Origin of the sequence: Pseudomonas sp. GCM10022186, from assembly GCF_042656385.1 — a bacterium.
Taxonomy (GTDB): domain Bacteria; phylum Pseudomonadota; class Gammaproteobacteria; order Pseudomonadales; family Pseudomonadaceae; genus Metapseudomonas.
The window spans coordinates 112,941-123,134 of sequence record NZ_JBHSOU010000044.1; the positions used below are offsets into that span (position 1 = coordinate 112,941).

9 protein-coding genes are annotated in these 10,194 nt (G+C 65.4%); 8 read left to right on the forward strand and 1 reads right to left on the reverse strand.

Annotation, left to right across the window (positions count from 1 at the left end; translation table 11 throughout):
* Nucleotides 1–153: 153 nt before the first annotated feature.
* From ACFPU0_RS15245 to ACFPU0_RS15280, 8 genes are all read left to right on the forward strand, one after another.
* Complete coding sequence (locus ACFPU0_RS15245; protein ID WP_377693938.1) at nt 154–1,644, forward strand: aldehyde dehydrogenase family protein; 1,491 nt, start codon at nt 154–156, stop codon at nt 1,642–1,644.
* A 16-nt stretch (nt 1,645–1,660) separates the two neighbouring features.
* Nucleotides 1,661–2,944 carry an NAD(P)/FAD-dependent oxidoreductase gene (locus ACFPU0_RS15250; protein WP_377693939.1) on the forward strand — a complete coding sequence of 428 codons (1,284 nt, stop codon included), beginning with the start codon at nt 1,661–1,663 and terminating at the stop codon, nt 2,942–2,944.
* 469 nt (nt 2,945–3,413) lie between these two features.
* Nucleotides 3,414–4,535: a branched-chain amino acid ABC transporter substrate-binding protein gene (locus ACFPU0_RS15255; protein WP_377693940.1), complete on the forward strand. Its 1,122-nt coding sequence runs from the start codon at nt 3,414–3,416 to the stop codon at nt 4,533–4,535.
* A gap of 283 nt (nt 4,536–4,818) precedes the next feature.
* A complete protein-coding gene (locus ACFPU0_RS15260; protein ID WP_377693941.1) occupies nt 4,819–5,733 on the forward strand; it encodes an ABC transporter permease subunit in 915 nt (304 codons plus the stop codon).
* A gap of 2 nt (nt 5,734–5,735) precedes the next feature.
* Nucleotides 5,736–7,022, forward strand: a complete 1,287-nt coding sequence (livM, locus tag ACFPU0_RS15265; RefSeq protein WP_377693942.1) for a high-affinity branched-chain amino acid ABC transporter permease LivM — start codon at nt 5,736–5,738, stop codon at nt 7,020–7,022.
* On the forward strand, nt 7,019–7,894 hold the full coding sequence (locus ACFPU0_RS15270) for an ABC transporter ATP-binding protein (RefSeq protein WP_377693943.1): 876 nt from the start codon (nt 7,019–7,021) through the stop codon (nt 7,892–7,894). The genes livM and ACFPU0_RS15270 overlap by 4 nt, the downstream gene beginning before the upstream one ends.
* Nucleotides 7,891–8,607, forward strand: a complete 717-nt coding sequence (locus tag ACFPU0_RS15275; protein WP_377693944.1) for an ABC transporter ATP-binding protein — start codon at nt 7,891–7,893, stop codon at nt 8,605–8,607. The genes ACFPU0_RS15270 and ACFPU0_RS15275 overlap by 4 nt, the downstream gene beginning before the upstream one ends.
* Nucleotides 8,608–8,688: 81 nt before the next feature.
* On the forward strand, nt 8,689–9,624 hold the full coding sequence (locus ACFPU0_RS15280) for an ornithine cyclodeaminase family protein (protein WP_377693945.1): 936 nt from the start codon (nt 8,689–8,691) through the stop codon (nt 9,622–9,624).
* 51 nt (nt 9,625–9,675) lie between these two features.
* Here the strand turns inward: ACFPU0_RS15280 and ACFPU0_RS15285 are convergent, their stop codons facing one another.
* Nucleotides 9,676–9,999, reverse strand: coding sequence for a putative quinol monooxygenase (locus ACFPU0_RS15285; RefSeq protein WP_377693946.1), 324 nt, complete (start codon nt 9,997–9,999; stop codon nt 9,676–9,678).
* Between the last annotated feature and the right edge of the window lie 195 nt (nt 10,000–10,194).

A 10,194-nucleotide genomic window follows, 5' to 3' on the forward strand; every position in this document is an offset into this window, starting at 1 on the left:
CGCAGCTATTACTGGCTCTTTAAAACCTGGCCATGCGCGCGCATGCGAGTTCGATGCTGAAAACGAGCGTTTCGAGGCTGTCCATGATGCGGTATCGCCGACGCCCAGCCGCCCATGAGCAGGTTTTGCCCGATTCTGAAACAGGAGTAGCTCATGGTTGCCGCACTGCTTGACCGCCTCGGTGTCGATCCGTCCCTCTACCAGCAAGGCGATCATGCCGTTCATTCGCCCATCGACGGCAGCCGCATCGGAACCGTGCGCCTGGAAGGCCGCGCCGAAGTCGATCAGAAGATCGCCCGCGCCCTTGATGCCTTCCAGGCCTGGCGCAAGGTGCCGGCGCCGCGTCGCGGCGAGCTGATCCGCCAGTACGGCGAAGTGCTGCGCCAGTACAAGGTCGAACTGGGCGAGCTGGTGTCCCGGGAGGCCGGGAAGATCACCCAGGAAGGCCTGGGCGAAGTGCAGGAAATGATCGACATCTGCGACTTCGCAGTGGGCCTGTCGCGCCAGCTCTATGGCCTGACCATCGCTTCCGAGCGGCCCGGCCACCACATGCGCGAGACCTGGCATCCGCTGGGCGTGGTCGGGGTGATCAGCGCCTTCAACTTCCCGGTTGCCGTCTGGTCCTGGAACGCCGCGCTGGCGCTGGTCTGCGGCAATCCGGTGGTGTGGAAACCCTCGGAAAAGACCCCGCTCACCGCCTTGGCCTGCCAGGCGCTGTTCGAGCGAGTGGCGAAGAATTTCAGCGAAGCCCCGGCCCACCTCAGCCAGGTGGTGATCGGCGCCCGCGAAGCCGGCGAGGCCCTGGTGGACGACCCGCGCGTGGCGCTGGTCAGCGCCACCGGCAGCACCCGCATGGGCCGCGAAGTGGCGCCCCGGGTGGCGGCGCGCTTCGCCCGCAGCGTGCTGGAGCTGGGCGGCAACAACGCGATGATCCTCGCCCCCAGCGCCGACCTCGACCTGGCGGTACGCGCCATCCTCTTCAGCGCCGTCGGCACCGCCGGCCAGCGTTGCACCACCCTGCGCCGGCTGATCGCCCACGAGTCGGTCAAGGGCGAGATCATCGAACGCCTGAAAGCCGCCTATTCCAAGGTGCGCATCGGTCACCCGCTGGAGGGCAACCTGGTCGGTCCGCTGATCGACAAGCAGAGCTTCGACGGCATGCAGCGCGCCCTGGAGCAGGCCCGTGCCGAAGGCGGCAAGGTGTTCGGTGGCGAGCGTCAATTGGCCGAGCAATTCCCCAACGCCTACTACGTGTCCCCGGCCATCGTGGAAATGCCGGGCCAGAGCGCCGTGGTCTGCCACGAAACCTTCGCGCCGATCCTCTATGTGATCGGCTACAGCGATTTCGAGGCGGCCATCGCCCTGAACAATGCCGTGCCCCAGGGCCTGTCGTCCTGCGTGTTCACCACCGATGTGCGCGAAGCCGAGCTGTTCCAGTCGGCGGTGGGCAGCGACTGCGGCATCGCCAACGTCAACATCGGCCCGAGCGGCGCGGAAATCGGCGGCGCCTTCGGTGGCGAGAAGGAAACCGGTGGCGGCCGCGAGTCCGGCTCGGACGCCTGGAAGGCCTACATGCGCCGCCAGACCAATACCGTGAACTATTCCCACGAACTGCCGCTGGCCCAGGGCATCACCTTCGACTGAGCAAGGACTGCACTCGATGACCCTGCGCCAGGAATGCCTCTGGGAACATCTGACGCCCCGCCTGCCGGAAAGTCCCGTGCTCCATGGCGAAGTCAAGGTGGATGTGTGCGTGATCGGTGCCGGCTTCACCGGCCTTTGTGCCGCCCTGCATCTGCTGGAGGCGGGCAAGCGCGTCTGCCTGCTGGAGGCCCATACCGCCGGCCATGGCGGTTCCGGGCGCAATGTCGGCTTGGTCAACGCCGGTATGTGGATTGCGCCGGACGAGATCGAGGCCGGCCTCGGCCGCACGGTCGGCGAACGGCTCAACCGCACCCTGGGCGCTGCGCCGTCCCTGGTGTTCTCCCTGGTGGATCGCTACGGCATCGACTGCCAGCTGCGCCGCGAAGGCACCCTGCACATGGCCCACAACGCCCGTGGCCAGGCCGACCTCGCCAGCCGTTGCGAGCAGTGGCGGCGTCGTGGCGCGCCGGTGGAGCTGCTGACCGGCGCCGCCTGCCGCGAGGCCACCGGAACCGACCGGATCGCCGCTGCGCTGCTCGATCGCCGCGCCGGTACCCTCAACCCCATGGGCTACACCCGTGGCCTGGCCCGCGCGGTGAAATTCCTCGGCGGCCAGCTCTTCGAGCATTCGCCCGTGCAGCGCCTGGAACGCCAGGGCGCCAACTGGTGCGTGGTCACCGAACATGGCGCGGCCATCGCACCGCAGGTGGTGATCGCCTCCAACGCCTACACCGAAGGGGAGTGGACCGAGCTGCGCCGCCACTTCTTCCCCGGCTATTACTACCAGGTGGCCTCCACGCCGCTCTCGGGCGAGGTGGCCTCCCGCATCCTGCCGGGCGGGCAGGGCTCCTGGGATACCCGCCAGGTGCTCAGCAGCATCCGCCGGGACGCCGACGGCCGCCTGCTGCTCGGCAGCCTGGGCAATGGCTCGCGCAAGCCGGCCTGGTTCCTGCGCGCCTGGGCCGACCGCATCCAGCGCCACTACTTCCCCTACCTGGGCAAGGTGGACTGGGAGTTCACCTGGACCGGCTGCATCGACTTCACTCCCGATCACCTGATGCGCCTCTACGAGCCGGCGTCCGGCCTGCTCGCCTTCACCGGCTACAACGGCCGCGGCGTGACCACCGGCAGCGTGGTGGGCAAGGCCTTCGCCGACTACCTGCTCAGCGGGGACGAGCAGGTGTTGCCGATGCCGTTCCAGCCCATGTGTGCGGTGGCGGCGGTGGGTTTGCGGAGTTCGCTCTACGAAGCGGGTTTTTCGCTCTACCACGCGGGGCAATGCCTTCGTGTGGTGATCTAGGCGTAGGGTGGACCACGCCTCATCGGTCCACCATGGGAGTTGGGGTTGGCATCGAATGGTGGAAATGAAAAGCGCTTTCCACCCTACGAGAAGCCGTCATGCGGTGAGCGTCGCACGTGATGAAGGTTGCAAAAAATTGGCGTGCACAGCTTTGAGGCAGTAAGAAATTTCTTGCAGGATTGAGGGACCGGTAACAGTGCGGTGTGGGAAAAAACGCGCACCAACCATGTGCAAATAAGTACCGCGAGGCTATTGTTACCGCACGTGCTGGCATGCTGATGCCGTGCGGCTTCCAGGCACATCCGGAGTTTTTTGGGGCTGAATCGGAAGTTATTGATTTAGAAGAATAAAAATAAGAAATCGAGGAGGTGGGAAAGGCCTTTCAGGGCGCGGAGCAACTACAAGAACTAATGGCACGCCACTTGCTGAACACGAGCGCTAACCCTAAAAACCTCAGGAGCAAAACTCCATGTCGCAGAAGATTTTCAGAAAAGGCTTTCTGGCTCTGGCGGTTACCACCGCACTGGGCATTTCTTCCGTTGTACAGGCTGATGTAGTCATAGGCGTAGCCGGGCCGCACACCGGCGCCAACGCCTCCTTTGGCGAACAATACTGGCGCGGCGCCTCCCAGGCCGCCGAGGACATCAACGCCGCCGGCGGCATCAACGGCGAGAAGATCAAGCTGGTGAAGGCCGACGACGCCTGCGAGCCGAAGCAGGCCGTGGCCGTCGCCAACCGCCTGGTGGACCAGGACAAGGCCATCGCCGTGGTCGGGCACTTCTGCTCCTCTTCCACCATCCCGGCGTCCGAGGTCTACGACGAAGCGGGCATCATCGCCATGACCCCCGGTTCCACCAACCCGGCCGTGACCGAGCGCGGCCTGTCCGGCATGTTCCGCATGTGCGGCCGTGACGACCAGCAGGGCATCGTCGCCGGCGACTACATCGTCGACGTGCTGAAGGCCAAGAAGGTCGCCATCATCCACGACAAGGACACCTACGGTCAGGGCCTGGCCGACGCCACCAAGGCGGAACTGGCCAAGCGCGGCGTGAAGGAAGTCCTGTACGAAGGCCTGACCCGTGGCGAGAAGGACTTCAACGCCCTGGTCACCAAGATCCGCGCCACCGGCGCCGAGGTCGTCTACTTCGGCGGCCTGCACCCCGAAGCCGGCCCGCTGGTCCGCCAGATGCGCGAGCAGGGCCTGACCGCCAAGTTCCTTTCCGGCGACGGCATCGTCACCGACGAACTGGTGACCACCGCCGGTGGCCCGCAATACACCAAGGGTGTGCTGATGACGTTCGGCGCCGATCCGCGCAAAATCCCCGATGGCAAGGCGGTGATCGAGAAGTTCCGCGCCGGCGGCTTCGAGCCCGAGGGCTACACCCTGTATGCCTACGCCACCCTGCAGGCCCTGGCGGCCGGCTTCAATGGCGCTGGCTCCAATGATGCGGCCAAGGCTTCCGAATGGCTGAAGAGCCATCCGGTGCAGACCGTGATGGGCAAGAAGGAGTGGGATGCCAAGGGCGACCTGAAGGTGTCCGACTACGTGATCTACGAGTGGGACGACAAGGGTAAATACGCCCAGCAGTGAGTATCGGCCAGGATCGCCAGCGCGTTGGCCCGGCTGCATCGGCTAGGGCCTGGACACGTTCGATCCTGATCCGGCACTGGTTTTCAACTCGGCTGACCGGCCAGACGCCACCCGCGCCTGGCCGGTCGGTGTATTCCGGGAAACTGCTGAAGTCCTTTTCTGCTTGAGCCGGGCAGGCGACTACTGTCCGATTTGACACGGTAATTCAGTGGTGCCCGTCTGATTCCACTCGCGGGGGCTTGGCCGAACCCAAGGCCGGTCCTCCAAAAGACGAGACTGAGTGATGGACGGTATTATCCTGCAACAGCTGATCAACGGCCTGACCCTCGGGTCGGTCTACGGTCTGATCGCCATCGGCTACACCATGGTTTACGGCATCATCGGCATGATCAACTTCGCCCACGGCGAGGTGTACATGATCTCCGCCTACCTCGCCGCGATCACCCTGGCCATCCTGGCCTTCTTCGGACTCGAATCCTTCCCGCTGCTGATCCTCGGCACCCTGCTGTTCACCATCCTGGTGACCGGCGTGTACGGTTTCGTGATCGAGCGCATCGCCTACAAGCCGCTGCGCAACTCCACCCGCCTGGCACCGCTGATCTCCGCCATCGGCATGTCGCTGATCCTGCAGAACTACGTGCAACTGAGCCAGGGCGCCCGCCAGCAGGGCGTGCCCACCTTGCTCGACGGCGCGCTGAAGTTCCATGTGGGCGAAGGCTTCGTGCAGCTGACCTACACCAAGGTGTTCATCCTGGTGGCCGCCTTCCTCGGCATGGCCGTGCTGACCTACATCATCCAGCGCACCAAGCTCGGCCGCATGTGCCGCGCCACCCAGCAGGACCGCAAGATGGCCTCGATCCTCGGCATCAACACCGACCGGGTCATCTCCTACGTGTTCGTCATCGGCGCCGCCATGGCGGCTCTCGCCGGCGTGCTGATCACCATGAACTACGGCACCTTCGACTTCTACGCCGGCTTCATCATCGGCATCAAGGCCTTCACCGCCGCGGTGCTCGGCGGCATCGGCTCGCTGCCCGGCGCCATGCTCGGCGGCATCATCCTCGGCATCGCCGAGGCGCAGTTCTCCGGCATGGTGAACACCGACTACAAGGACGTCTTCAGCTTCTCCCTGCTGGTGCTGATCCTGATCTTCCGTCCCCAAGGCCTGCTCGGCCGTCCGCATGTCGCGAAGGTGTAAGCATGTCTTCTGTTAGCGCAAGCAAACCCATCGATATCAAGAAGAGCCTGATCGACTCGGTGATCGCCGGTCTGCTCACCCTCATCGTCTTCGGCCCGATCATGGGCGTGGTGCTCGACGGCTACGGCTTCAACCTGGAGTTCGAACGGGTCGGCTGGATGATCGCCATCGTCATGGCCGGTCGCTTCGCCTTGAGCCTCTACCTGCAGACCGCCCGCGGCGAAGTGCTGATGCAGCGCTTCGAGAGCACCGGCTCCGGCGTGCACGTGCGTGCGCCCGATTACAAGAGCCGGCTGCGCTGGATCATCCCGCTGATCGTGGTCGCCGCGGTGATCTTTCCCTTCTTCGCCGGCAAGTACCTGCTGACCGTGGTGATCCTCGGCCTGATCTACGTACTGCTGGGCCTGGGCCTGAACATAGTGGTGGGCCTGGCCGGCCTGCTGGACCTCGGCTACGTGGCCTTCTACGCCATCGGTGCCTACGGCCTGGCGCTGGGCTACGAGTACCTGGGCCTGGGCTTCTGGACCGTGCTGCCGCTGTCGGCGCTGCTGGCGGCGATGGCCGGGGCACTGCTCGGCTTCCCGGTGCTGCGCATGCACGGCGACTACCTGGCCATCGTCACCCTGGGCTTCGGCGAGATCATCCGCCTGATCCTCAACAACTGGTTGAGCTTCACCGGCGGCCCCAACGGCATGTCGGTGCCGGCACCGACCTTCCTCGGCCTGGAGTTCGGCCGTCGGGCCAAGGACGGCGGGGTGCCCTTCCACGAGTTCTTCGGCATCGCCTACAACCCCAACCTGAAGTTCCTGTTCATCTACGTGGTGCTCTTCCTCACCGTGCTGCTGGTGCTCTACATCAAGCACCGGCTGACCCGGATGCCGGTCGGGCGCGCCTGGGAAGCGCTGCGCGAAGACGAAATCGCCTGTCGCTCCATGGGCCTGAACCATGTGCTGGTGAAGCTCTCGGCCTTCATGCTGGGCGCCTCCACCGCGGGCCTGGCCGGGGTGTTCTTCGCCAGCTACCAGGGCTTCGTCAACCCCTCGTCCTTCACCTTCTTCGAGTCGGCGCTGATCCTCGCCATCGTCGTGCTCGGCGGCATGGGTTCCACCGTCGGGGTGGTGATCGCCGCCTTCGTCCTCACCGTCGCTCCGGAGCTGCTGCGCGCCTTCGCCGACTACCGCGTGCTGCTCTTCGGCATCCTCATGGTGCTGATGATGATCTGGCGGCCGCGTGGGCTGATCCGCATCAGCCGCGCCGGCTTCACCCCGCGTAAAGGAGTAGCGCCATGAGCGACGAAAACATCCTCAGCGTCGAGCACCTGATGATGCACTTCGGTGGCATCAAGGCGCTCAACGACGTCAGCCTGAAGATCAAGCGCGGCTCCATCTCCGCGCTGATCGGCCCCAACGGTGCCGGCAAGACCACCGTGTTCAACTGCCTGACCGGCTTCTACAAGGCCACCGGCGGCCGTATCCACCTGAACACCCGCGGCAGTACCACCGACGTGATCAAGGTGCTGGGCGAGCCCTTCCAGCCCACCGACTTCGTCAACCCGGCGCAGTTCGCCAGCCGCCTGCACTACAAGATGTTCGGCGGCACCCACCTGGTGAACCGCGCGGGGCTGGCGCGCACCTTCCAGAACATCCGCCTGTTCCGCGAAATGTCGGTGGTGGAGAACCTGCTGGTGGCCCAGCACATGTGGGTCAACCGCAACCTGCTGGCCGGGGTGTTCAATACGCCGGCCTATCGCAAGGCGGAGGAAGACGCACTGAACCACGCCTTCTACTGGCTGGAGGTGGTGGACCTGGTGGACAGCGCCAACCGCCTGGCCGGCGAGCTCTCCTACGGCCAGCAGCGCCGCCTGGAAATCGCCCGCGCCATGTGCACCCGGCCGCAGCTGGTCTGCCTCGACGAGCCGGCCGCCGGCCTCAACCCGGCCGAAACCGAGGCGCTCAGCCGGATCATCCGCAAGCTGCGCGACGAGCACGACCAGACCGTACTGCTGATCGAACACGACATGGGCATGGTGATGAGTATTTCCGACCACATCGTGGTGCTGGACCACGGCGAAGTGATAGCCGAAGGCAACCCCCACGCGATCCGCCACGATCCCAAGGTGATCGCCGCGTACCTCGGCGCCGAAGAGGAGGAAGTGGCATGAGCGCACCCCTCCTGGAGTTCAAGGATGTCGACGTCTTCTACGGCCCCATCCAGGCGTTGAAGAAGGTCAGCCTGCACATCGACGAAGGCGAGACGGTGAGCCTGATCGGCGCCAACGGCGCCGGCAAGTCCACCCTGCTGATGTCCATCTTCGGCCAGCCGCGTGCGGCGACCGGGGCCATCGTCTACCGCGGTACCGATATCACCCACAAGTCGGCGCACTACGTCGCTTCCAACGGCGTCGCCCAGTCGCCGGAGGGGCGTCGGGTGTTCCCCGACATGAGCGTGGAGGAGAACCTGCTGATGGGCACCATCCCCATCGGCGTGGACCACGCCGAAGAGGACATGCAGCGCATGTTCGACCTCTTCCCGCGGCTGAAGGAGCGGCGCAACCAGCGGGCCATGACCATGTCCGGCGGCGAGCAGCAGATGCTCGCCATCGCCCGTGCGCTGATGAGCCGGCCCAAGCTGCTGCTGCTCGACGAACCTTCCCTGGGCCTGGCGCCCATCGTGGTCAAGCAGATCTTCCAGACCCTGCGGGAACTGGCCCAGACCGGCATGACCATCTTCCTCGTCGAGCAGAACGCCAACCATGCGCTGAAGCTCTCGGACCGCGCCTATGTGATGGTCACCGGGGAAATCCGCATGAGCGGCACGGGAGAGGAACTGCTGGGCAACCAGGACGTCCGCAACGCCTACCTGGGCGGGCACTAGGAGAAAGCCGGAAGCCGGAAGTGGGCGGGTTCCGCTTCCAGCTTCCAGCTTCCAGCTTCCAGCTCAGTTACGGAGGTACCCATGGACCACCTGCGTTTCTTCACCAACGCCGATGTCGCCTCGGCGCTGGACTACCCGGCCCTGATCGATGCCCTGCGCCACGGCCTGGCCAATCCGGCCGAGGCGCCGGTGCGCGCCAGCCACGCCTTGCCGGACGACGCCTCGCTCCTGTGCATGCCGGTGTGGCAGAAGGGACAGGGCGTCGGCGTCAAGCTGGTCACCGTGTTCCCCCATAACAGCGAGCAGGGCCTGCCCTCGGTCGCCGCGCTCTTCACCCTGTTCGACGACGCCACCGGCCGCCCCCTGGCGGTGCTGGAAGCCTCCGAACTGACCGCCCGGCGCACCGCCTGCACCTCGGCGCTGGCCGCCAGCGCCCTGGTGCGTCACGACGCCAACCGCTTGCTGGTGGTGGGCACCGGCACCCTGGCCGCGCATATGGTCCGCGCCCACAGCGTGGTGCGGAAATACGAACGTGTGGATATCTGGGGACGCCATCCGGAGAAGGCTGCCGAACTGGCGCACCAGCTCGAAGTCGAGGGTTACCCGGTGCATGTCGCGCCGGACCTGCAGACCTGCGCCCAGCAGGCCGACTGCATCAGCTGCGTCACCACGTCCACCTCGCCGCTGATCCTGGGTGACTGGCTGCACCCGGGGACCCACCTGGACCTGGTGGGCGCCTTCCTGCCGAGCATGCGCGAAACCGACAGCGCCGCGGTGGCCCGTTCGCGCATCGTGGTCGATACCCGCGCCGGGGCGCTGGAAGAGGCCGGCGACCTGCTCTTCGCCATCGCCGATGGCGCCATCACGGAACAGAGCATCCACTTCGAACTCGCCGACCTGCTGCATGGCCGGGGCCATCGCCAGACCAACAGCGAAATCACCCTGTTCAAATCGGTGGGCCATGCCCAGGAAGACCTGATCGCCGCGCAGTTGCTGTTGTCCACCACGAGCGTGTAGGTCGATCTTGCCTTGTAGGGGCGAATTCATTCGCCCCTACAGCAAACCGCTCTAGAACTCCTCCTCCTCCTCGACAAACGGCAGCTTGGCCGCCAGCACCTCGACCCGCTCGATCTGCGGCAGCGTGCTGAACAGCTCGCCTGCGCGTTCCATCAGCGTGGCGGCCAACTGACCGGCCAGATGCGCCTGCAGCCCCAGTTCGCCTTCGAAGGCATCGAATATGCCGAAGCTGTGCGGCCCCATGCGCAGGGCGAACCAGGCCGTGGTATCGGGCTCCTCCTGCACCAGCGGCAGCCCGGCGCGAAGGAAGTCCTCCACCTCGGCGACTTTGCCCGGCTTGGCTTCCAGGCGTACCAGCAAGGCGACTTTGACCATGGCCCGATCTCCTCTGTGGTTAGCCAGGGAAGTCTAGGCCCATGGGGAAAAGGCTCAGGCCCGCTGGTCCGATGGGGTTATTCACAGGATGGGGCGCTTATGCTGTGGGGGCGAATTCATTCGCCATGCAGGCCGCAGGCCTGCCGGTGGGGCCTTTTGGGCAGCGGCGCGGCCTTCGGCGAATGAATTCGCCCC

Excerpts from the sequence above, each read along its gene's own strand:
- ACFPU0_RS15280 (WP_377693945.1), top strand. The coding sequence starts at position 8,689 with ATGGACCACCTGCGTTTCTTCACCAACGCCGATGTCGCCTCGGCGCTG.
- ACFPU0_RS15260 (WP_377693941.1), top strand. The coding sequence starts at position 4,819 with ATGGACGGTATTATCCTGCAACAGCTGATCAACGGCCTGACCCTCGGG.
- livM (WP_377693942.1), top strand. The coding sequence starts at position 5,736 with ATGTCTTCTGTTAGCGCAAGCAAACCCATCGATATCAAGAAGAGCCTG.
- ACFPU0_RS15255 (WP_377693940.1), top strand. The coding sequence starts at position 3,414 with ATGTCGCAGAAGATTTTCAGAAAAGGCTTTCTGGCTCTGGCGGTTACC.
- ACFPU0_RS15270 (WP_377693943.1), top strand. The coding sequence starts at position 7,019 with ATGAGCGACGAAAACATCCTCAGCGTCGAGCACCTGATGATGCACTTC.
- ACFPU0_RS15245 (WP_377693938.1), top strand. The coding sequence starts at position 154 with ATGGTTGCCGCACTGCTTGACCGCCTCGGTGTCGATCCGTCCCTCTAC.
- ACFPU0_RS15285 (WP_377693946.1), bottom strand. The coding sequence starts at position 9,999 with ATGGTCAAAGTCGCCTTGCTGGTACGCCTGGAAGCCAAGCCGGGCAAA.
- ACFPU0_RS15275 (WP_377693944.1), top strand. The coding sequence starts at position 7,891 with ATGAGCGCACCCCTCCTGGAGTTCAAGGATGTCGACGTCTTCTACGGC.
- ACFPU0_RS15250 (WP_377693939.1), top strand. The coding sequence starts at position 1,661 with ATGACCCTGCGCCAGGAATGCCTCTGGGAACATCTGACGCCCCGCCTG.